Annotated in this window: 12 protein-coding genes and 3 pseudogenes; 11 read left to right on the top strand and 4 right to left on the bottom strand. The window is 57.5% G+C overall.

Annotated elements, in window-relative coordinates:
- The first annotated feature begins 305 nt into the window (after positions 1-305).
- From KIH39_RS07560 to KIH39_RS07550, 3 genes are all read left to right on the top strand, one after another.
- Positions 306-815, top strand: coding sequence for an RNA polymerase sigma factor (locus KIH39_RS07560; RefSeq protein ID WP_213498722.1), 510 nt, complete (start codon positions 306-308; stop codon positions 813-815).
- A complete protein-coding gene (locus tag KIH39_RS07555) occupies positions 812-2,698 on the top strand; it encodes a DUF2092 domain-containing protein (RefSeq protein WP_213498721.1) in 1,887 nt (628 codons plus the stop codon). The genes KIH39_RS07560 and KIH39_RS07555 overlap by 4 nt, the downstream gene beginning before the upstream one ends.
- Before the next feature lie 1,168 nt (positions 2,699-3,866).
- Positions 3,867-4,235, top strand: a complete 369-nt coding sequence (locus tag KIH39_RS07550; RefSeq protein WP_213498719.1) for a hypothetical protein — start codon at positions 3,867-3,869, stop codon at positions 4,233-4,235.
- Positions 4,236-4,675: 440 nt separating this feature from the next.
- On the opposite strand, the gene KIH39_RS07545 is transcribed toward KIH39_RS07550, so the two are convergent.
- The 3 genes from KIH39_RS07545 to KIH39_RS07535 form a co-directional block, all read right to left on the bottom strand.
- Positions 4,676-4,987 carry a transcriptional regulator gene (locus tag KIH39_RS07545; protein ID WP_213498717.1) on the bottom strand — a complete coding sequence of 104 codons (312 nt, stop codon included), beginning with the start codon at positions 4,985-4,987 and terminating at the stop codon, positions 4,676-4,678.
- Positions 4,984-5,721 carry a hypothetical protein gene (locus tag KIH39_RS07540; RefSeq protein WP_213498716.1) on the bottom strand — a complete coding sequence of 246 codons (738 nt, stop codon included), beginning with the start codon at positions 5,719-5,721 and terminating at the stop codon, positions 4,984-4,986. The genes KIH39_RS07545 and KIH39_RS07540 overlap by 4 nt, the downstream gene beginning before the upstream one ends.
- Before the next feature lie 473 nt (positions 5,722-6,194).
- Positions 6,195-7,085 (bottom strand): helix-turn-helix transcriptional regulator, encoded by an 891-nt coding sequence (locus KIH39_RS07535; protein WP_213498714.1) that lies wholly within the window; start codon positions 7,083-7,085, stop codon positions 6,195-6,197.
- 215 nt (positions 7,086-7,300) lie between these two features.
- Here KIH39_RS07535 and KIH39_RS07530 point away from each other — a divergent pair, with 215 nt between their 5' ends.
- From KIH39_RS07530 to KIH39_RS07500, 8 genes and pseudogenes are all read left to right on the top strand, one after another.
- The gene (locus tag KIH39_RS07530; RefSeq protein WP_213498713.1) at positions 7,301-9,694 is read left to right on the top strand and encodes an arylsulfatase; all 2,394 of its coding nucleotides are present in this window, start codon (positions 7,301-7,303) and stop codon (positions 9,692-9,694) included.
- 113 nt (positions 9,695-9,807) lie between these two features.
- A pseudogene (locus tag KIH39_RS07525) lies at positions 9,808-10,692 on the top strand (sulfatase-like hydrolase/transferase); the annotation flags it as partial.
- Between the two features lie 75 nt (positions 10,693-10,767).
- The gene (gene tnpC / locus KIH39_RS07520) at positions 10,768-12,147 is read left to right on the top strand and encodes an IS66 family transposase (RefSeq protein ID WP_213498710.1); all 1,380 of its coding nucleotides are present in this window, start codon (positions 10,768-10,770) and stop codon (positions 12,145-12,147) included.
- Positions 12,050-13,039, top strand: a pseudogene (locus tag KIH39_RS07515) (sulfatase-like hydrolase/transferase); the annotation flags it as partial. The gene tnpC and the pseudogene KIH39_RS07515, both read left to right, overlap by 98 nt.
- Positions 13,040-13,133: 94 nt before the next feature.
- Positions 13,134-13,715, top strand: a pseudogene (locus tag KIH39_RS26970) (2'-5' RNA ligase family protein); the annotation flags it as partial.
- Between the two features lie 117 nt (positions 13,716-13,832).
- The gene (locus KIH39_RS26965; RefSeq protein ID WP_390623696.1) at positions 13,833-14,783 is read left to right on the top strand and encodes an HAD family hydrolase; all 951 of its coding nucleotides are present in this window, start codon (positions 13,833-13,835) and stop codon (positions 14,781-14,783) included.
- A 158-nt stretch (positions 14,784-14,941) separates the two neighbouring features.
- Positions 14,942-17,383, top strand: coding sequence for an arylsulfatase (locus KIH39_RS07505; RefSeq protein WP_213498708.1), 2,442 nt, complete (start codon positions 14,942-14,944; stop codon positions 17,381-17,383).
- A gap of 214 nt (positions 17,384-17,597) precedes the next feature.
- Positions 17,598-22,010 carry a PAS domain S-box protein gene (locus KIH39_RS07500; protein ID WP_213498706.1) on the top strand — a complete coding sequence of 1,471 codons (4,413 nt, stop codon included), beginning with the start codon at positions 17,598-17,600 and terminating at the stop codon, positions 22,008-22,010.
- Between the two features lie 166 nt (positions 22,011-22,176).
- Here KIH39_RS07500 and gnd read toward each other — a convergent pair whose 3' ends face one another.
- Complete coding sequence (gene gnd, locus KIH39_RS07495) at positions 22,177-23,187, bottom strand: phosphogluconate dehydrogenase (NAD(+)-dependent, decarboxylating) (protein WP_213498705.1); 1,011 nt, start codon at positions 23,185-23,187, stop codon at positions 22,177-22,179.
- Between the last annotated feature and the right edge of the window lie 26 nt (positions 23,188-23,213).

Here is a 23,213-nt window from a genome sequence, read left to right as displayed (position 1 = left end):
TCCCTCCCGGGCTCCGTTTGCAGGCAAATTCACGTTCTCCTCCTGTTGAATCGACGGGCCGGGGATACCAACTCGCCCTCTCAATTCCTTTGACCTCCATCGAAAGTCCTTGAAATTTCTGCCAAAAGAGTTCTCTGAATGGTTCTCCGAGAATGGCGGCCTTTCTCGATCTGGTCGGAGTCCACCCCGCATCGATTCGGGAACCGCGACGGAATTCGCTTCAGATTTTAAGTCATGCGGGCCGGGCCGCTACGACTACCTGTTAGACGCTTCTGATTGATGTTTTTCATGGGAAGGTAACTCCAATGACCGATAGGGCGCTACCCAACTGGGACCGGATTGTGGAACGCCACGCGAAAAGCGTGTTCCGAGTCTCGTTGCGGATCCTGGGTTCCATCCAGGATGCGGAAGATGTCTCCCAGGAGGTCTTCACGGAAGCCTTCCGGCGGAACAAAGCGGGCCCAGTGCAGAGTTGGGCCGGTCTACTGGTGCGCATGGCGACCTTGCGCTCGATCGATCGGCTGCGTCGCCAGCGAGTGACCGTCGAACTCCGAGAAGGGGATAGCCGGGTGACCATCGAGCCTTTCGAAGAAGTGGCCGCCGCGGAGTTGGGGACCTGGCTGCGGAAAGCCATCGCTCAATTGCCCGACCAGCAGGCCGCGATTTTCGCTCTGTTTTACTTCGAACAACAGTCCCGCGACGAGATTTCCACCACGTTGGAAATTACACCCGAGGCGGTCTCGACCGCGTTGTACAAAGCACGTCAACGCTTGCGGACGCAACTGAACCTCTTCAACCAAGGAGAATTGAAATGAACGATGAATATCTTAATCCCGATTCCAAGCATCTCGAACCCCCTCTGGAGGCCGCGGTCCAGTCGATACGGGCCCAACCGCTTTCCGAAACGGCGATCGAACGAGTGAAAACGCGAGCCAAGCTGTTGGCGATTCCGTCGACTGCGACACCACTAACCCCTGGCATTCTGCAGCGACGATGGGCCACCTCCCGAAAAGTCCTGGCGGGACTGGGCGCTGTGGCCGCACTGCTTCTGGTGGGAGCTGGAGTCACTCTGTTACTCGATCGCTCCGGCAGCCAAGCCTTCGCTCAAGTCCTCGAAAACGTCAAAGCGCTTCGTACCGTGCGATTTACCACCAGCACGCAATTCGGACTGTCGCGAAAAATCGAAGGCCAAATGTATCTCGAAGGCAACCGGATGCGCCTCGAGCAGTTCGACGGCAAGCTGATCCAGATTGGCGATCTGGACAAGAAACAAGCCTTGTTCCTGGATGGCCATCGCAAGCTGGCCCAGTCGGTCGAGATCGATGCCAAGATGGTCCAGGAGTTTGCCAATCCGATCGACAAATTACGGCAGGCCCAAGCGAACGACGCCGAGCGGATTGGTCAGGAGATTCTCCGGGGGCGTCGCACGCAGGTCTATCGGCTCCGCAAAGTGGATTTGCTCGGCATCAAGGGCAGTGGCGAGATGCAGGTGTGGGTCGATGCGGAAAGTCATTTGCCAGCCAAGATCGTGATCCGCGATCCGGACCCGAAGGCCGAGATGGAAATGCGCTTCGACGAGTTTATCTGGAATGAACCGCTGGATCCGAAATTGTTTTCGCTCGACCTTCCCGAAGGCTTCCAAAAGGGTAGCGTCGTATCGAAGTCGCCTCTCCCGGAACCGCTGCCGAACGGGAAGACGCTGGATTCCCCTAATGTGCAAGTAGACGGGATACTCAGCCGCGATCGGGTTCCCGCTCAGTTGATCTGGAATCGGCAGGGCACATCGATCACCGCCTTGATGCGGGATCCGGAATCGGTCCCGCCTCCGGAACGACGGCCGAACGAACTGCGACAATGGGACATCGCCACCGGAAAGTTGAGATGGTCGCAATCGATCGCGGGTGCCGGTTCGGTAGCCGGGAGTTCCGATGGAAAATTTCTCGCGACGATTATCGGCCGAGAAATTCAGTTGCGGGATACCGCGACCGGTCAAGTGACTCGGAAATGGACCACCGATAAACCGCTGTCGCCCCTGGCATTCTCCCCGGACGGCAAGTTCCTGGCGGCCGGCATCACCGAGTGGGGACCTTTCGGCGGCAACGGGGGCAAACCCTCCGGCGGAGTCCAGTTCTGGGAAATCGAGCGCGGCAGCTTGATTCGAACGATTGCCGAGGACAAACCGACCACGTTCGTGAAGTACTCGCTCGAGGGTAAGTCCCTGGCGACCTCTTCGAACGAAGGACCGGTGAAATTGTGGGACGTGAACACCGGGGAACTGATGCGCCTCTTCCCTGGTTGCCACTCGGCCGATTTCTCCCCCGATGGCACGATGATCGCTTGCCCGTCGGCACTGGCTTCGGCCGATAAAACCGTGGGGAAGGTCGATCTCTATAAACTGCAGGACGGATCCCTAGTCAAGTCCTTGGTCAGTGAGAAAGCCCCGGCGATCAGTTTTCTGGAGAGTGTAACTTTCTCCCCCGATGGACACTGGCTGGCCGCGGCGGACTGGAATGGCACGGTCAGCCTCTGGAACCTTGCCAGCGGGCAACGGAAACAGACAAGCGTGCGGACTTCAGCAGGCGTTCTCTCCGCGGCTTTCACTCCGGAGGGGGGCACGCTGGCCACCGGAGGGGAAGATAAAATCCTTCACTTATGGAAGCTTTCGGCCCAAAATATAGAGCCGGTGTCCCCGAAATAATCGCAGGCACCGAAAGGGATTCAATTGAGGAAATCTCGGATTTCCGGGACAGGCCCCACGAAGGTGGGGCCTGTTCGTTTGTCGGCCGCCTGCAAGCTCCAGTGGCAAGAAAAAACCGAGCCGGAAGTGTCTTTGGGGAGAACACAAAGCTTTGACTTCCTTTTCCAGTGAACTCTTGCCGACTCCTTGGCAATTCCGAGGAAAGTCCGCGGTCGCGGAAGACGGTCGCCACTCGGCTCAGTGATCCCTCTCAGTTACGTCTGACTCCCCGACTTTCCCGAACTCAACTCTCGACCTAGAGATCCCTGGTGATTGGAAAGCTTCCCCCGGTCCCCGTCCATTCCCTTCGTCGAAATCCTTCTGTCCGTTGAACATCGCTTCCGCCGCGGGTGGGCTTTGATCAGGTCAAAAGTATGCCCTGAAGCTCCCGGGCTACATACGAATCCATCGGCATGGACAGGGAGAAGGGTGGGACTCACGGACCGAATCTCTGAAGAAATACACCCGGCACTTCGGGGGCTAGCGGAACCTCTGTAAAGGAAGCGGAAAGGGCTGGGGAACTGAGCCAAGGGAAATAATCGAAAATCCTTTAGTGGCATTCCATTCGAATCCGGGCTAAGTAGGTTAAGAAGGATTCGGGACGAATACACTCCTAATAAAGTTGACAAACGGGAATTTTTAGCCCCTAATTGACATACCGCTTAATTCCCTCCAAAGGAATTCCTAAGACGGCCAAAAGGACGGCGAACTAAGGGCCAAGTAGGGCAGTTCGATCAGACGGCGGCCACCGGAAAAATTTTCTACGAGGCAATGTTCGGCCCCAAAAAAATGGTTCAGGAAAATCGCTTATAGTTTTTATCTCTCCAAGTTGGTGTTGTTTTGGAGTTCTGTCCCATAGACCAGCGAAGCCGATCAGAAATTGAAGGCAGTTCAGACCAAAGAATTTATATTTAGGGCGACGTCGAAATCGAAATAGCGAGATTGCCTCAACGAACTAAAATTCGACCGTCCAAGACGCCATCGGCAAAATCTCGTGAACTTAGTTGTAAGTTATGCCTGAGGGTCTAAGAGATCAGAATTGAATCCCAGAGAGACTTGACTCTCCAAAATCCTAGGTTTTCCGCAGTAGTCGCCTCTTAGTTCTTAGTCCAGCTAAAAGGTGCACATTGTGGCCATTCGATATGAATTCGATGAGTCTGCCAACCTTATTCGGATCACTTCGACGGAGGACGTTTCCGTGGAAGACCGCTGGGACTGCGTGGATCGATTGTTGCAAGATCCTTCCCTGCCGCAGAAGGCCTTTGTGCTGATTGATGTCAGCCAAGTGACGAACCGTCCGAACCCTAACGAAGTCCCTTGGCTGGGAAGTCTGTGCGCGAAGCTACTCAAGCGATTTCAATCGAAAATCGCCTTTCTGAGCACCGCGATTGGTCTGTCAACGATCTATCAATTACTCGCCCTCACAGTCGATATGAACGGTTCTCAAGTCCAAGTTTTTTATTCCGAGGATACCGCGAAAGCGTGGTTTGCGGAGTAGCTCGATTTCCGGCAAAGTAAACACCCCCTTTAACCAACGGATTTTCACCGGTAGCGGCCTGAACTTCCCCGTCCGCGCCGACGTTTCCGCGACGGACCTTCGGCATCCTCACACCCGATTGGTTTTTCCGCTCGGCGGTTGGGTGACTTTGGGCTCGTCCACTAGCTTCCAAAACGTCCGCAATTCGTCCGGTCGGCGAACGGACGGTTCGCCAATCTAGGGGCATACCCGTTCTTCCACGGCCCGACCGCCAGATCGGCGATCCGCGTCGGGAGCCGCCCTCATCGACTCTCGAAAGTCTCGATCTTTTTTTCCGGTCCGTTTGCCCGTCGGAATTGCCCAAAGAATGTGTGTTTGAGCGGATGGGAGATTCAGTCGATCGGAGAGCCCCAACTCCAGGGACGGAGGGGTTCCAATTGGCAACGCTGCGCGCGGTCCGTTCAGCGGAGGGAAGCGTTGCCCTGGGTCAAACGGGTCCATTCCCTTCGATAGTCCGCGAACGCTTTGCGTCCGACGGAACTGAGGCTATATTCGGTGAGCATTTTGCGATCCCGAATTTGTTTCTTCTCCTCGACATAGCCCGCCGTGACCAGCCGAATCATGTGCGCCGAGAGATTGCCTCGCGTCAACCCCGTCGTGCCGAGCAGGAAGTTGAAACTCGCGGCGCCACATTCGTTGAGGACGGATACGATCACGAGCCGAGCCACCTCGTGAATCAAAGGATCGAGTACGATCGGTGCCTCCTCTTTCACGAGCGTTCCTCCTCGTTCGCCGCTTCGGCGTTCGGGAGAGAGAAACTTTCTTGCCAGCGGACCCAACGCCGATGCAGGCAACTCGTCCCGACGATGACCAGGGGAAAGGTGGCCAGGCACAGCGGCGCCAGATTCCAGGCTCGGAAAAGAAACGGTATCCAGGCCAGGGCGACGGCCGCGGCGAACAGCAAATCTTCCCAGAAGCCATAGAGCACGAAGCGATACACGAAATAACCGACCCCCAGCAGGGGACTGATCGACAGAGCCGCTACGAGGGCCGAATCCGTCATATGTCGGAATGCGATACTCCAAAGGACCGCGACCAATCCCTGAAAGAGGAAAAAGCAGATAAAGAGCAACCGGGTCTGGACCGGGTGCGCGGGCACGCGCTGCGCTGCCGCCTCCCGTCGGTCCAGCACGTAGACGGAACTCCGCGCTCGCTGCCGTTTCATCCAGCGCAAAGAGAGGACCATGAGAGTCAACCAACCGAAGATCGTGCCGTCTAAGGCGAGTAGCTTGTACTCATCCCGAGAAGGGCCGCTGTCGAGCCAACCCGAATGCAGGATTACCAAAACGGTTTCGATCAGGCAGGCGGCGGCCGCGATGTTGCCGGTGAGGATCGCTCGCGATGTCTCCCGGAGCCGGCGGGTCTGACGGACCGATTTCTCGACGGCGAAGTAGTTGCGCATCTGCTCCGGGCTGGGAAGTGCATCGATTGTCGAGGGATCTGACATGTGTCGCCTTTCGATCTTTCATTGCAGACTTGTTTGTCGCACAGACTAGTTTATGTTATTTCACTCCCCATTCAAGCGCTCCGCCAACTCGGGAGCAAGAAGGACCACTATTCCGACGGCTTTGTCAGGGAATCGGACAATCTCCCGGACCGGGCCGGGCTTCAGTACGCAACGAGCAAACCCGGGTTTAGATTGCGCCCAGAAACACTGCGAAAACCGGCGGGGGATGTGGGTATTTGGGAATCCTAAGCCGTGAAAGCTAAGCGGGATTTTCCGATGACTTCTTTAGAATCTTTCGCTGTCACCTGGCGGGGCGCTCGAAAGTTCCGCGACGGCGAAGGCACGAGGGGATCAAATCTCCGTCTGCTTTGAATCCAGAAGTCTCCAACGGAGGGAAGGGGTTGAGAGGCGGTTCTTAGGAAAATTACAAGTGGGCCGACGCTCCGGCGCCGGGCAAGAATTCGACTGCGCGCTCAGCCTTTTTTCGATGCGGTATAGCGTCCGATTTCGGAAGGGAGCTCCCCAAAGAGTCTTCGAAAATAGAGGGAGAATTTGCCCGAATGGTGAAATCCGAAGGTCTGGGCGATGGACGCAATGGATTCGGAATCGGTTCGGAGATTCTTGATCGTCCGGCGGGCGGCGTTCAGACGCAAGACCCGGTAGTACTCGATCGGACCCAAGCCGTAGTGTTCCTGAAAGGCCAATCGTAACGTCCGTCCACTGACCCCCAGTTCGCGACAGAGATCCGATTCGCACAAAAACCCGTCTAACTGACGGCGCATCTGATCCTCCCCGCGCTGGACCAAATCGGCCCGGATCGAGGAGAGTAAACTCGGCTCTCGCTTTTTCGAAGCCGGACAGAGGGCTTCTACCACCGTCCTCAGGCAAGCCTCTTCCAGGTGGGACCGTTCGGCCGACCCCGGGACCGAGGCCAAAAAACTGCGGAGTAATTTTTCCAACTGTTGAAAGACGACCGGTTCCGGACGAAGAGCCTGCCAGCGGAAGGCCCCTAACTCCACACCGAGAGTATCTGCGGCGTCTCGCAAGGTCCGCTCCCCGACACTCAGACTGAGATTCACCGCCTGGCGGCCGGCCCAGTGATGAACTTCCACGTCGGCACTGCGAACAACCAGATCCCCGGCGGAGAGGGAGCGGCGCTGCCACAAACAATTTTCACTTTCGGGTAGAACCAAGGTGAAGGTGCACGTGGCCGACTTTTCTTGGCCGCGAACGAAAATTTCTTGATTCCCCGTCGCCCGATGGACTTGAATCTTCTCTCCGTGAGCCAATTCCAGAGTTCCTTCGAATCGGCCCCGGGACATCTGCACCAAAGTCCCGTCCCACGTTGAGAAAACGCGTGCCAAGTCGTCGAAATCCACGAGTCGTTGGCGCAGTCGCAGGGTAGGAGAAGGTCGCTTCAGATTTCAGGTCTCAGAATAATTTCACCCGGTCGGTTCCGAAATCGGCTTTTGCCAGTTTGGGATATGGGGAGTTTTTATAGTTGTTTTTCACGGCTTCGAGGTAGCATAGCATTCGGTGTTGCACCGACAATCGTTTCCTTTGCCTCTCGGGCTATTCTATGAAACGCACTCTGATCGCTGGCAGCCTGATTTTGCTGCTGGTGCCGCTGAGCTCAGAACGAGTTCGCCACTATTTATCGGCCCAAAATCCTTCTCCGCCCGCCCAATCGGAGGGCTCCGTTTTGCCATTTCCGCCGACGCCTTCGGCGAGTACACCCGGGGCGACGTTGCAGGAATCGGTCATGAAATGGCGGAAAGAGCCGGAGCGCCTGAAGCCGGGAGCGCCTAGCGTCTTGATCGTTCTGATCGACGACGTCGGTTTCGGAGTCGCCGACACCTTTGGCGGCGAGGTCCATACCCCGACCCTCACCCGGCTACGCGATACAGGTATCAGCTACAACACCTTTCACACCACTTCGATCTGTTCCCCCACCCGGGCGGCCCTGTTGACGGGCCGAAATCATCATCGCGTGGGCAATGGAACTATCGCCGAGCGGGCCTCGGATTTCGATGGCTATACCGGCATTATTCCCAAATCGTCGGCGACCATTCCGGAAGTTCTGCACCATTATGGCTATAAGTCGGCGGCCTTCGGGAAGTGGCATAACACCCCGGCCAATCAAACGACGGCTATGGGGCCCTTCGACCGCTGGCCTACCGGGCATGGGTTCGATTACTTCTACGGCTTCTTAGCCGGCGAAACGTCGCAGTGGGAACCGCGCCTCTACGAAAACTTGACCGCGATTGAACCGCCCCACAACGAAAAATACCATCTCACCGAAGACATGGTCGAGAAGGGCCTGAACTGGTTGAAACGGCATCAGGCTTTTTCGCCCGATAAACCCTTTTTGATGTACTGGGCTCCGGGAGCGGTGCACGGGCCGCATCACATCTTCAAGGAATGGGCCGATAAGTACAAAGGCAAATTTGACGACGGCTGGGATAAATACCGCGAACGGGTCTTTGCCCGTCAGAAAGCGCTCGGTTGGATTCCCGCCGATACGAAGCTGACGCCCCGCGATGAAACCCTCGCCTCCTGGGACAGCATTCCTGAAGCAGAACGGCCTTTTCAACGACGACTTATGGAAGTTTTTGCCGGGTTCGTCGAACATACCGATGCCCAGGTGGGCAAAATGGTTGATGGCCTCGAGCAACTCGGCTTGCGCGAGAACACGATCATCCTATACGTCTGGGGCGATAACGGTTCGAGCGCGGAAGGTCAGAAGGGCACCGTCAGTGAACTACTGGCCCAGAACAATATCCCGAACACCATCGAACAGCAACTGGCCGCTTTAGCGAAAGTCGGCGGACTGGAAGCCCTCGGGGGACCGAAACTGGATAGTATGTATCACGCCGGTTGGGCCTGGGCCGGGGGCACGCCGTTCCGGTCGACCAAACTGGTCGCGGCTCACTTCGGCGGCACGCGCAATCCCCTGGTGATTTCCTGGCCTCAAGGGATTAAGCCGGACCCCAAACCCCGCTCGCAATTTCATCACGTCAATGACATCGCCCCAACGCTGTACGACATTATCGGCATTAAACCGCCGGAGGAAGTGGGAGGCATTAAACAGGATCCGATCGACGGCATCAGTATGGCTTACACGTTTGCCGAGTCGAACGCCCCCGGGCGCAAGAAGACCCAGTATTTTGAGAACAACGCCAGTCGCGGGGTCTATCACGACGGCTGGTTTGCCTGCACCTTCGGTCCGATGATTCCCTGGGATACGCCGGGGTCAATGCCAAGACTGAAGAACTGGGATGCCAATAAAGATGTTTGGGAACTCTACGACGTTTCGAAAGATTTCTCGCAAGCCGATGATCTCTCGGCGAAGGAACCTGAACGTTTGGCTAAGATGAAAGAGCTCTTCCTCGCTCAAGCCAAAGCGAATAAAGCCCTGCCCATTGGCGGCGGCTTATGGACCCGGTTCCATCCCGAAGACCGCATCGGCAGCCCCTATAAAACGTGGCGTTTCGATTCCACAACGATTCGCATGCCAGAATTCACTGCTCCCGGCCTTGGTCGCGAAAGCAATCATGTCTCCCTGGACATCGAAGTTGGCCAAGAAGCTACAGGTGTTTTGTACGCTCTGGGCGGAATATCCGGCGGACTGACTCTGTACATGGATAAAGGGCTACTCTGCTACGAATACAACATGTTGATTATTGAGCGAACAAAGGTCAAATCCGAAGGAAAAATCGCGGCCGGCAAACACCAAATCGAAGTCGATGAGACGATCCCCAAACCGGGAGGTCCGGCGGAAGTGGTACTCAAAGTCGACGGTCAAGAGGTCGCCAAAACCACCGTGAAACGAACGGTTCCCGGCGCCTTCACGGCCAGCGAAACGCTCGATGTCGGCGTCGATCTCGGTTCCCCCGTCTCCCTCGATTATGCCGAGCGCGCCCCGTTCCCATTCACCGGCAAAATCGAGAAGATGGTCGTCGAACGAAAATAAGTATTTCGTAGGCAATTAAAAATATGTCGGTAAGATACCGGTCTCTAATCAGTCCCGAGTGAGAATTTCCAATCGATCGCCCTTCAGACTGACGTTCACACAGAAAGGGTCGAATGCTGAAAAATACCAAATTTCTGGCCGCGGCTTGGATCGGCCTCGGCGTGCTGTCCGGCTATGCCATCGCCACGGGGAAAATCTTTCCGGGGCGCTCGGTGCTCGCCGCAGAGCCTCCCGGTCTCGAAACTGCTCAGACTTCGGCTTCCCCGGGCTGCGGGGACGGCTTATCCAAACAGGAACTCGCTCTCCTGACGGCTCATAACGAAAAGGTCTCGGCTCAGGCGGAGAAGTCGGGTAAGAAGCCGAACTTTTGCATTATCTGGGGAGACGATATCGGCCAAACCAACATCAGTGCTTATTCACTGGGCCTGATGGGTTACAAGACCCCCAACATCGACCGGGTAGCCAAAGAAGGCATGATGTTCACGGATTATTATGCCGAACAGAGTTGCACGGCAGGTCGCGCCTCTTTCATTACCGGTCAACATGGTCTGCGTACGGGCCTCACGAAGGTTGGTCTTCCGGGTGCCACCCTCGGGCTTCGCAAGGAAGATCCGACGATCGCTGAGTTGCTCAAACCCCTCGGCTACGCCACCGGACAATTCGGCAAAAATCACTTGGGGGACCGCAACGAGTTTCTACCCACGGTGCACGGTTTCGATGAGTTCTACGGCAATCTCTATCACCTAAATGCCGAAGAAGAGCCGGAGCTTCCCGATTATCCCAAGGATCCCGCATTTCGAGCCAAGTATGGGCCACGCGGCGTTATGGACTGTAAAGCATCGGACAAAGACGACGATACAGTCGATCCGCGCTTCGGCAAAGTTGGCAAGCAGACCATCAAAGACACTGGCCCGTTAACCAAAAAGCGAATGGAAACAATCGACGACGATGTAGCGGAAAGATCGGTGGAGTTCATTAAGCGTCAAGCTAAAGACGGTAGTATCAATTCACAGTCTGTCCAGTCGTAGCGACTTGCGCTTGCGCTTTAGCGGAGTTTTTGCCATACTCTGGTCATGGATATCGTAACTGAAGAAATGATCGCTCGCCAACCCGCCGAAGCTCAGGCGATCATTCGTTTGCTTTTGGCCGAGGTTGCCAAACTGAAAGAGCAATTGGCGCGAAATCCGGGCAATTCTTCGAAGCCTCCGTCTTCGGAGCATCCTCATGCCAGGCCGTCGAAGCAAGCGCTTAAGAAGGCTAAGCGGAAAGCGGGCGGTCAACCGGGACACACCAAGCACGAACGCTCTTTGGTATCGGTCGATCGCTGTATCGAAATGATCTCCTGCAAGCCGACCGAATGCCGTCGGTGCGGCGAAGCGTTGAGCGGAACTGACCCCCAACCCCTGCGGCATCAAGTGTGGGAGATTCCCGAAATCCAGCCTTCGATCACCGAATATCAACTGCATCGGCTGCCTTGTTCCTGCGGCAAGACGACCTGCGGCGAATTGCCGGCGGGCGTTCCTTCCGGAGCGGCCGGACCTCGATTGATCGCTTTGTCGTCTCTTTTAATGGTCTGTTTCCGACTCTCCAAGCGACGCTGCGCTCTGTTTCTGGAACAGATCCTGGGTCAGGAAGCTTCCGCCGCCTGGATGGTCAAACTTCAGAACCGGGCGTCCGAAGCTTTACAGCAGCCGTACCGGGAATTACAGCAGGCCTTGCCTGGGCAAGCGGTGGTTCAGGGCGACGAATCTCCCACCAAAGAAGGTCCGATCAAGGCTTGGACCTGGACTTTTGTCGCTCCCCGATTTACTCTGTTCGCCTGTCGGACCAGTCGCAAGGCCGAAGTAGTTCGCGAATTTCTCGGCCCCGCGTACTCGGGCATCTTGAACTGCGACCGGGCCAAAATGTACTGGGCTTTCGGACGCCTGCAATGGTGCTGGGCCCATCTGATCCGCGACTTCCAGAGCCTGATCGACCGGCCTTGTTCTGTGTCGAAGCGGTTGGGCCGGGACTTGCAACGGCAAACTCGAGCGATGTTCGAACTCTGGAAACGCATTCGAGACGGGAGCCTGGAACGCCCGGAATTCCAAAAGCGGATGGTTCCGATTCGCTCGCAAATCGAAGCCTTACTCCTTCGAGGAAAATGCGACCGGAAAACGCGAGGCCTGTGCGCCGAACTCTGGAAGTACCGCACTCGACTTTGGACGTTCGTCGAAGTGGAGGGAGTCGAACCGACCAACAACGCGGCCGAGCGGGCCTTGCGGCCGTTCGTCATTTGGCGAAAAATCTGCTTCGGCACGCAATCCGCTGCCGGAAGCCGTTTCCTCGAGAGAATGCTCACGGTCATCGAAACCTGCCGACAGCAAAAACGCAACTGCCTCGCATTTATCAAAGAGGCTGTCCAGGCTCACTTCAACAACAAAACCCCCCGCTCACTCCTGGCCGGGGCGTGAAGGGGTACAAGACGGTAAGCCATTCTTCGTTTGGGTAAATTTCACGCACATGCACTTCCGGACCCATGTGAAACCGGAGAGTAAAGGCCAATCCGGTCGCTGGATGGGGGAATACGCTGATGCGATGATCGATCATGACAAAAACGTCGGTATGGTGCTGAAAGCTTTGGACGACGCCGGAATTGCGGACAATACCTTTGTGATGTACTCAACGGATAACGGCCCGCACATGAATTCCTGGCCCGATGCGGCCATGACTCCGTTCCGAAACGAGAAGAACTCCAACTGGGAAGGAGCTTACCGAGTTCCTTGTATGGTTCGCTGGCCGGGCCATATCAAACCGGGAACGGTCTCGAATCAAATCGTCGGTCATCACGACTGGCTTCCAACGATTCTGGCAATGGCGGGGGATACAGAGGTTACCGCGAAGCTTCTTAAAGGTTATAAGGTCGGCGAGGTGACTTATAAGGTCCACCCCGACGGATTTAATTTGGTGCCTTATATGACCGGACAGGCCGAGAAGAGCCCGCGGGAATCGTTCCTCTATTGTAATGATGATCAACAGCTCGTTGGGCTTCGTTACGATAACTGGAAACTTGTCTTCATGGAACAACGCGCTCGCGGAACACTTCAGATTTGGATGGAACCGTTTGTAACTCTTCGCATTCCGAAGATATTTAATGTTCGTATGGATCCTTATGAACGAGCCGACGTCACATCGAATACCTATTTCGATTGGCTGCTCGATCACGCATTTTTGTTAGTGCCCGCTCAGGATTTTGTTGGGAAGTTCTTAATGACGTTTAAGGAGTACCCGCAACGTCAGAAGGCGGCGAGTTTCAACATGGATGAAGTGCTGCAGAATTTGAAAGAAAGTGGTGGCGGCAAATAATTTAGCGAATCATCGCGAGACCGGTCGGGAGTCTTTGAACCGGCCGGCTCTTCTCGGTCTGATCATTCTCGAAGAGTGCAGAAAGGTATTATAAATGCGATTGAGATTACGACTTGGCATCGTGATCGCCTTCATTTTGATTGCATCAAATCTGGTATCCGGGCAAGATTCTAAGCTCGCATCCGAAGTGACGGCGATCGATATCCTGCTCGCTCCCGATCAAGTCATGATGGACCGTGCAAAAGCGGTTAACGCCCAGCTTCGCGCCGACTACCCGAAAGGGTTTGAACTCGACGCTCTGCACAACCCTCACGTCACTGTTGTTCAGAGGTTCGTCTGGACAAGAGATTTGGACAAAGTGAACGCGGCGGTTGCCAAGGTCTTGAAGGACGAAAACCCCACAACTTGGGAGTTAAAGGCGAAGGGGTACTATGATATTCCCGTCAATAAATTGGGGCTGGCTGGGATCGTAATCGAACCGACTCAGGACTTGCTGCGTCTTCAACTGAAGTTGATCGATGCTATTGCTCCGTTTAATGTAGGCAAGGGTACCCCAGAATCGTTCGCACTCCGGCCCGATGGCAAAACGATCGAACAAGCAAAAGAGACTGTCGACTATGTTACTTCATTTGTTCCTAAGTATAGCGGCCAGAATTACAACCCGCATGTGACCATCGGCCTGGGCACTCGATCGTTTCTCAACAAGCTCCAATCCGAGCCGTTCCAGTCGTTCACCTTCCAGGCTCGTTCGGTCGACGTTTACCAACTCGGTGAGTTCGGAACGGCTCAGAAGCTGTTGTGGACCTCGGCCTCCGCCGACCCGTTGCCTTCTTGGAATGAAGGTAAAGCCAAACAATCCCTTCTCGATTTCGTCGCGAAAGTGACCCAGGAAGGCTCTCCAGAATTCGTTCCCGCCAGCGAACGGATCGCCACGTTCGACAACGACGGCACGCTGTGGTGCGAGCGGCCTTTGCCCGTCCAACTCTTCTTTGCCCTCGACCGCGTCAAAGCCCTGGCCCCAAAGCACCCGGAATGGCAAGAGAAACAACCTTTTAAGGCCGTACTCGAAGGAGACCTAAAGGCCGTGTTCGCAGGCGGGGAGAAAGCCCTGCTGGAACTGATGATGACCACCCATGCGGGGATGACGACCGACGAATTTGAATCCGTCGTCAAGGACTGGATCGCCACCGCGAAACATCCCAAGTACAAGCGGCCCTACACCGATCTGGTTTATCAGCCGATGCTCGAACTGCTGACGTATCTGCGGGCCAAGGGCTTCAAAACCTACGTCGTCTCCGGAGGCGGAGTGGAATTCATGCGGCCCTGGATGGAAAAAGCCTACGGCATCCCTCCCGAACAGGTCATGGGGAGCAGTATCCAAGTGAAGTACGAACTCCGCAACGGCCAACCGGTCTTGAGGCGGTTGCCGCAACTCGATTTCAACGATGATAAAGCCGGGAAACCGGTGGCCATCCACCGCTTCATCGGCCGCCGCCCCGTCATGGCCTTCGGCAACTCGGACGGCGATTTCGAAATGCTCGAATGGACCACTTCGGCCCCAGGGCCGCGCTTCGGATTGCTGGTCCACCACACTGACGCCGAGCGGGAGTATGCCTACGATCGCCAAGCCGCCCTCGGCCGACTCGATCGAGGGCTCGATGAAGCCCCGAAGCGAAACTGGACGGTCGTGGACATGAAAAAAGATTGGAAGAAAGTGTTCCCTTTTGAGCCCTTAAAACCTTAGTCCGCACCGACTTTTGGGGAAGGCCCCGAAGTGCTTCGGGGCCTGCATGCTTCTGAGCCTTCGAGTTTCGCGAAGTCTACGGCTCTGGGATCCGTGGTCCGTCTTGAGAAATTGCAACGGGGTCGTTCGTCATCAAGTCCAACATCGAGAGATACGCCATGAAATGCAAAAACTGGCCCGTACTCGGGCTGCTTCTTTTCGGCGGCTTCTTTGGGTATTGGACAGCTTCCGGAGGTCTCGGCGACCTGTTCGCCCAGGTCCAGAAGTCCGAAGCGCCGACGGCGTTCGCTCCCGCGATCGACGGGTCCATTCTGCCATTTCCGCCGACCCCCTCCGGTTCGACGCCGGGGTTGACCATGCAGGATTCGATTTACAAGAAGCGGGTGGAACCCAAGCGGCTGGCGGAGGGGGCTCCGAACATTCTGATCATTTTGATGGACGACCTGGGCCCTGGAACGCCCTCCACCTACGGCGGCGAAATCCACACCCCCACACTCAGCCGGGTGGCGAAAGCGGGAATCTCGTACAACCGCTTCCATTCGACGGCTATGTGCTCGCCGACGCGGGCCTCCTTACTCACCGGCCGCAATCACACCCGCGTTTGCAACGGCCAGATCACGGCACTTGCGAACGATTTCGACGGCTTCAGCGGAACTATTCCCAAGTCCTCCGCGACGGTGGCCGAGGTCCTGAAAAACTACGGTTACAACACCGGTGCCTGGGGCAAATGGCACAATACGCCCGAAGAAGCGATCACCTCCAAGGGGCCGTTCGACAACTGGCCCACCGGTTACGGCTTCGAATATTTCTACGGCTTCCTGGCGGGAGAAGCCTCGCAATATGAGCCGCAGCTGGTTCGCAATACCACCTACGTGAAACCGGAAGAAATCGAACGCAAGGGCTATCACCTGACCGAAGATATTGCGGAAGACGCCATCAAGTGGCTTCGCGAACAGAATGCCTACGGTCCCGATAAGCCCTTTTTGATGTACTGGGCGCCGGGAGCGGCCCACGGACCGCACCACGTTTTCAACGAGTGGGCGGATAAGTACAAAGGCAAATTCGACGACGGCTGGGATAAATATCGCGAACGCGCCTTTGCGCGGCAAAAAGAACTGGGCTGGATTCCCCAGGACGCCAAACTCACGGTCCGGCCCGCCTCCCTGGCTTCCTGGGAATCGATTCCGGAAGCGGAAAAACCGTTCCAGCGACGATTGATGGAAGTCTTCGCCGGCTTCGCGGAGCATGCCGACTACCACGCCGGGAAAGTGATCGATGAAATCGAACGACAGGGGAAACTCGACAACACCTTAATTTTCTACATCTGGGGAGACAACGGCTCCTCGGCCGAAGGGCAAAACGGAACTCTCAGCGAACAGCTGGCCCAAAATGGGATTCCCAGCAAAATCTCGCAGCACATTCAAGCGCTGGAGGAACTCGGCGGTCTGAAAGTGCTCGGCACCGCGAAAGCCGACAATATGTACCACGCCGGTTGGGCCTGGGCGGGCAGTACCCCGTATAAATCCACGAAGTTAGTGGGAGCGCATTTCGGCGGGACTCGCCAACCTCTGGCCGTCTCCTGGCCCAAGGGCATTAAACCCGATGCCACACCGCGAGCCCAGTTTCACCACGTGAACGATGTCGTGCCGACGATCTACGAGGTCACCAAAATTACACCGCCCCGTCTTGTAAACGGTGTTCCGCAGGATACTTTCGATGGCCTCAGCATGGCCTATACCTTCGGGAATGCCGCTGCCCCGGGCCGGAAAAAGACGCAGTTTTTTGACATCATGGCCAGCCGCGGCATTTACCACGACGGCTGGTATGCCTGCGCTTTTGGACCGCGCGAACCCTGGGTTCAGGGCCTGCCCCCGGGCATCAAGGAATGGTCCCCGGAAAAGGATAAGTGGGAACTCTATAATCTGGAGACGGACTGGAGCCAGGCCGACGATCTCTCGGAAAAGATGCCGGCAAAGCTCGCGCAAATGAAAGAGCTCTTTCTGGTGGAATCCGCCAAGAACAAGAACCTCCCCATCGGCGGCGGCATGTGGTCCACCGGATTGTACCATCCCGAAGACGCCCCCTCGACCCCCTATAAGGAATGGACTTTTACCGGGCCGATGAATCGCATGCCGGAGCCCGCCGCGCCCAAACTCGGCAAGTTTAACAGCATCGTGACGATGGATTTGGAAATTCCAGCGAATGCGAATGGCGTGCTCTATTCGCTGGCGGGTTTTGCGGGCGGACTGACTTGCTACATGAAAGAGGGGATTCTCTGCTACGAATATAACCTCTTCGAGATTGATCGGACCAAGATCCGCAGCAAAGAGAAACTTCCACCTGGCAAAATCCAGCTGGAAGTCGAATCGAAGTTGACCGCCAAAATGGGCGGACCGATGCAGGTTACGCTGAAGGTGAACGGTAAGATGATGGCCGAGGGCAAAGTCCCGATTACGGCACAAACTCACTTTGGCACCAACGATTGCCTGGATATTGGTAGCGATTTGGGGTCACCGGTCGCGCTCGACTACTACGATCTCGCTCCGTTCAAATTCAACGGCCAGATCGGCACGACCAAAATCGTTTATCCGAAGAAATAGAAGCGGGCCGGCACGGACGCCGGCGCCTAGGCTTCTTGAGTACCCCAAAAAAGTGAATTCCCCCCAGAAAAGGCACTTTTCCCGGATCTATCCCATCCCGTCCCAAATCTCAGTGGACTCCCGGACTTCGATGTCCTAAGTTTGTAAGGCCGCGCGTTCGTGGCCCGCAGCGCGGCCGCCCCTTCTTCCAGCGCCCTTCGGATTGATCGTAAGCATGTCGAATCTTTCGCGGTTGAAAAGTGAACTCCATCGAACTCCGGGACGCATTTCCGCTCTGTACCTCCTGTTCGGACTCCTCTGGATCTGGCTGAGCGATCGCATGCTGGTCTGGCTGGGCTATACCGACGATCGGGGGTTTCTGGCGGCGGCGGGCAAAGGGACTCTGTTCCTCGGCGTCAGCGCCGCGCTGCTCTACTGGCTCCTCCGGCGCGAAATGTCGGCTCATCAAAAGTCCCGATCACTGTTGGAAGCCGTGGTCAATGGGACGACCGATGCCGTATTTGTCAAAGATGTCGCCGGCCGACACTTGCTCGTCAACGCCGCGGCCGCCCGCTTAATCGGTCGAACCATCGAAGAGATTGTAGGACGCACCAATCGGGAACTGTTGGATCCGGTGTCCGCCGAGCAAATTTCCAAAATCGACCGGGAGGTGATCGCGCGGGCCCAGCCCACCACTTTGGAGGAGACCCTCGCTTCTCCGGGAAGGACCGCCACTTATCTGGCCACCAAGGCTCCTTATCGGGATGCCGCCGGGGAGGTGATTGGCCTGATTGGGATCTCGCGGGATATCTCGGATCGCAAAGTAATGGAGGAGGCGCTCCGGGAAAGCGAGCAACGGCAGCGCGAAGCGCAGAAGATCGCTCGTCTGGGGAGCTGGAGTTGGGAACCGGCGACGGGTAAAGTCTGGTGGTCCGAAGCTCTTTTTGATCTCTTCGGAGCCGATCCTCAAGTCGTCCGACCCAGTTTCGAAGAATTTCTGAAGTTGCTGCATCCGGACGATCGGGCCGTGGCTCTGGCCCGCGTGGAAAGAATGCAAGCGGGGGCCGAGGAATTCGAGAATGAACTCCGCATCCTCCGACCCGATGGAACCGTCATTTGGATTCACAGCCAGGCGCGGGCGACGCGCGATTCTTCGGGATCTCTGCGGCGGGTCGAGGGTATCGACCAGGACATCACGGCCCAACGGCGCGCCGAGCTGGCCGCCCGGGAGAGCGAGAACAAACTCCGAGCCGCGGTGGAAGTCGCCGGTTTGGGGATTATCGAAGTCGATTACGGAGCTCAGACCGCCGCACTTTCGGCCCGGGCGGCGGAACTGTACGGCTTTGCCGCGGCCGGATCGGTCCCCCGGGCGGAACTGCACGCTCGTTTCCATCCGGAAGATCTATCGGAAATCGATCACTGGACGGCGCAGGCGCTGGACCCGGCGGGACCGGGCTGGTTCGAGCAGGAGCATCGCGTGCGGCTCCCCGATGGAACGATACGCTGGCTGCACATTCGCAAGCAGGTCACTTTTGTCGAAGGACGACCGCTGCGCGCGGTCGTGGTGGCGGCGGATATCACCGAACGCAAGCAGGCCGAGGCCGCCCTGCGAGCCAGTGAGGCGCGGTATCGACTGATGTTCGATTCGAATCCGCATCCGATGTGGGTCTACGATGCGGATACCCTCCGGTTCCTGGCCGTCAATGAGACCGCGGTACGCTTCTACGGTTATTCTCCGGAAGAGTTCCTGACCATGACGATTCAGGATATCCGTCCTCCCGAAGAGCTCCCGCGATTGAAATCCAGTATCGCGGAACTGACCGAGGGTCTGAATCGCTCCACCGCCTGGCGGCATCGGCGGAAAGAGGGATCGGAATTCGACGCGGAAGTCTTCGTCCACCAACTGGCGGAGCCCGGCAGTCGGTCGCGACTGGTACTGGCGCTGGACATCACGGAACGGCTTCAGGCGGAACGGGCTCTGCGAGAGGAACGCAACCGGATCGAAAAGCTGATGGAGGCCGTTCCGCTAGCGATATGTTCTTTTCATCTGGCTCCCGACGGAACGGTCACCATGCCGTATGCCAGTCCCCGCATCCAGCCGATTTATGGCCTTTCGCCGGCGGATCTCGCCCGAGATGCCTCCGGGATTTTCGAAACGATCCACCCCGAGGACGTCGATCAAGTGCGGTCGAGCATCGCTCAATCGGCCCGCGAGATGACTTTATGGAAGGACGAATATCGGGTGAATAGCCCCCAGCTGGGGGAGATCTGGATCGAAGGGAGCTCGGTTCCGCAACGACTGCCGGACGGCTCGTTGCTCTGGCATGGTTATATCAGCGACGTGACTGCTCGAAAGAAGATGGACAACGCCTTGCGGGCCAGTGAGGAACGCCTGAACGAAGCGGCGCGGGTCGCCGGATTCGGCGTATTCGAACATGATCATGCGGCCGGCAGCTTCTTCTGGTCGGCCCGGCTCCGGGAAATCTATGGCTTCGATCCCGAAGCGCCCGCCAGTCTGCCGGCCTATCTGGACCTGATTCATCCGGCGGATCGTCCCGCAATCGAAGCCGCAGTGCGTCAGGCGCACGATCCGGCCGGCGATGGACGCTTTGACGTCGAACATCGCTTGATCCGGCCCTCCGACGGGCGTATCCGCTGGTTGACGACCAAGTCGCGGACCAGTTACGAGGTGGTGGGTTCCGAACGCCGACCTTTGCGCACGGTCGGAGCCACCTTGGACGTCACCGAGAGCCACGACGCGGCCGAAGCGCTGCGCGAAAGCGAAGAGCGATTCCGGCAACTGGTGGATATGTTGCCCGATGCGCTCGTCGTCGAATCGGAATCGAAAATCGTCTACTGCAACCCGGCCTTTGTGCAACTGCTCGGCGCGGCGGCCTCGGAAGAGTTGCTCGGTCTCAACCTGTTTCACTTACTTCCGCTAGAGCCGGCGGCGCTTCCTCGCGAAGCGCGCCTCGAAATGCTCGCCCAGGATCGCGACCGCCCGGGGAAAGAACAATCGATCCTGCGCCGCGATGGCCAGCGCGTCCCGGTTCAGGCGCGGGCCGTTCCGCTCCCGGGTCCGCAATCGCAAGGATCCCTGGTAGTCCTGCGCGATCTGTCCGAAAAAGTCCAGGTCGAAAAGAAACTGCGCGATCAGGAATTGCTACTGCGCGAGGCCGCGGAGATGGCCCACGTGGGGGGATGGGGGTTCGATCCCAAAACCATGGAAGGAAACTCGACGGCGGAAATCGCCCGCATCCTCGATCTGGCGGTGGGAGCGGCGCCGGGAGTGCAGGATAGCCTGCATTTCTTTGAACCGGCCGATCGCGAGAAGCTCACCGTCGCCCTGAAGCTCGCCATGGAAGCGGGGACCCCGTACGACTTGGAACTGCCTTTCGTCTCCGCGACCGGAAGTCGCAAATGGGTTCGCACGATCTGCCGGCCGACGGTGGAGAACGGCCAGGTCGTTCAGATCCGTGGCTCGCTGCAGGACATCACGGAGCGGAAGCAACTCGAAGAGCAATTTATCCAGGCTCAGAAGATGGAAGCGATCGGTCGGCTGGCCGGCGGCGTGGCCCACGACTTCAACAACCTGCTGACGGTCATCAACGGCTACTGCGATCTGCTGCTGTTGTCGGACCTGCCGGTCGGCGACTCGCGGCGGGAATCGGTCTCCACCATTCGGGATGCGGGCGAACGGGCGGCTCGACTGACGCAGCAACTGCTGGCCTTCAGTCGCAAGGCCATGATCGAACCGAAAGTCATCGATCTCAATGAATTGGTGTCCGAGTCGTCCAAGTTACTGCGGCGGCTCATCGGCGAGGACATCGTTCTGGCGGTCATTACTGCACCGACGCCGACGCCGGTGAAGGTGGATCCCGGCCAGTTCGAGCAGGTCCTGATGAACCTGGTCGTCAATGCCCGGGATGCGATGCCCCGGGGAGGCCGGTTGACGATCGAGACTTCGGCGAGAGTCCTGGGGGAGGGAGACGCGAACCGATTTGTCCGATTGTCGGTGAGCGATACCGGATCGGGCATGACCGAGGAGGTGAAGGGGAAAATCTTCGAACCGTTCTTCACCACCAAAGAGGTGGGGAAGGGGACCGGTCTCGGTTTGGCCGTGGTGCACGGGGTGATCAATCAGGGGGGCGGCGAGATTTCGATCGAGAGTTCGGTCGGGGCCGGGACGACTTTTCATATCCTCCTGCCTCTAGTCAGTCCCGCGCAGGTGGCCCCGGTCCCCGAGACAGTGGCCGCGGACACCCGCGGGACCGAAACGGTGCTCCTGGTCGAAGATGAAAAGACCGTCCGGCGAATCGCCCGACTGGCCCTGGAAACCAAGGGGTATACGGTCCTGGAGGCCGAGCATGGCGCGGCCGCCCTGCAGTTGATTCAGTCGCACCCGGGCGAGATTCATTTGCTGTTGAGCGATGTGATCATGCCCGAGATGGGCGGCCGACAATTGCTCGAGGAAGTCCGGCGATGCCGGCCCGGCCTGCGAGCGCTGTTCATGAGCGGCTACACCGACGATGCAGTCCTGCGGCATGGGGTGATTCACGGGACCGATGCGTTTCTGCAAAAGCCCTTTACGCCGCTGGTCCTGGCCAAAAAGGTCCGCGAAGTGTTGGACGCGGTGGCCGCCGGGTAAGCCCCGCCCCACAACTTTCCCACGAAATTCTTCGCTTGCAATCGAATTGATCGAGGACAGCGGGGGTCCTCGATCGGGAACTTCGCGGCCGCCGGAAGTCGAAAAACGCGAGGGGACGTCGGCTGGGCTAGGCCGGGCGATGCGTTAAACGGTAAGCAGGGCCGTTCTACTTCTTTTCGTGGTGACCGCCAAATTGAAAGCGCAATGCGGAAAGCAGCTTGTTTTGAAAATCGGCCTCGCCGCGGGACGCGAAGCGTTGATTCAAAGCGGCGGTCAGCACGGGCATCGGCACCGCTTCGTCGATCGCGGCCTGAAGGGTCCAGCGTCCTTCTCCCGAATCGGAGACCTGCCCGGAGAACTGGGCCAGCGTGGGATCCTTGACTAAGGCGGCGGCGGTCAAATCCAAAAGCCAGGAGGAGATGACGCTCCCCCGGCGCCAGACCTCGGTGATGTCGCGCAAATTGAAATCGTAGCGGTAATGCTCCGGATTTCGCAGCGGAGTGGTCTCGGCGTCCGTCGCCTGCTCGCGATGTCCGATATTGGCACTTTTCAAAACGCTTAAGCCTTCGGCGTAGGCGGCCATCAACCCGTACTCGATGCCGTTGTGGACCATCTTCACGAAATGCCCGGCCCCGGACGGGCCGCAGTGCAAATACCCGGCCTCGGCCGTCGAGCCGGATACCGATCGGCCCGGGGTGGGCGGGGTGTCCGCGGAACCGGGTGCTAAGGTTTTAAAAATGGGATCGAGTCGCTGCACGGCGGCGTCGGGGCCGCCGATCATCATGCAGTAGCCGCGCTCCAGGCCCCAGACGCCGCCGCTGGTACCCACATCGACATAATCGATCTTTTTCTGAGCCAGCGCTTCCGCCCGACGCAGATCGTCCACGTAGTAGGAGTTGCCCCCGTCGATCAGGACGTCGCCCGCTTCCAAAAGCGGAAGGAGATCGGCGATCGATTTGTCCACAACCCCGGCGGGCACCATCAGCCAGATCGCCCGCGGTTTCGCCAGTTTTTTTACGAATTCGGCGAGGGAGCTACTCCCCACGGCCTTCTCGGCCACCAGAGCTTCCACCGCTTGGGGAAACATATCGAAAACCACGCATTCATGCCCCCCTTGCAGGAGGCGGCGCACCATGTTGGCCCCCATCCGACCCAGTCCGATCATTCCCAGTTGCATAAAACGCTCCTGATCTATCGCGACGC

The organism is Telmatocola sphagniphila, from assembly GCF_018398935.1.
GTDB classification, from domain to species: Bacteria; Planctomycetota; Planctomycetia; order Gemmatales; family Gemmataceae; genus Telmatocola; species Telmatocola sphagniphila.
Note: the sequence above shows the minus strand (reverse complement) of the source record. Positions and strands in the feature narration are given on the sequence as shown.

What these genes read in the sequence shown, in the direction of transcription:
- KIH39_RS07560 (WP_213498722.1), top strand. Translation starts at nt 306, where the DNA reads ATGACCGATAGGGCGCTACCCAACTGGGACCGGATTGTGGAACGCCAC.
- KIH39_RS07555 (WP_213498721.1), top strand. Translation starts at nt 812, where the DNA reads ATGAACGATGAATATCTTAATCCCGATTCCAAGCATCTCGAACCCCCT.
- KIH39_RS07540 (WP_213498716.1), bottom strand. Translation starts at nt 5,721, where the DNA reads ATGTCAGATCCCTCGACAATCGATGCACTTCCCAGCCCGGAGCAGATG.
- KIH39_RS07530 (WP_213498713.1), top strand. Translation starts at nt 7,301, where the DNA reads ATGAAACGCACTCTGATCGCTGGCAGCCTGATTTTGCTGCTGGTGCCG.
- tnpC (WP_213498710.1), top strand. Translation starts at nt 10,768, where the DNA reads ATGGATATCGTAACTGAAGAAATGATCGCTCGCCAACCCGCCGAAGCT.
- KIH39_RS07505 (WP_213498708.1), top strand. Translation starts at nt 14,942, where the DNA reads ATGAAATGCAAAAACTGGCCCGTACTCGGGCTGCTTCTTTTCGGCGGC.
- KIH39_RS07500 (WP_213498706.1), top strand. Translation starts at nt 17,598, where the DNA reads ATGTCGAATCTTTCGCGGTTGAAAAGTGAACTCCATCGAACTCCGGGA.
- gnd (WP_213498705.1), bottom strand. Translation starts at nt 23,187, where the DNA reads ATGCAACTGGGAATGATCGGACTGGGTCGGATGGGGGCCAACATGGTG.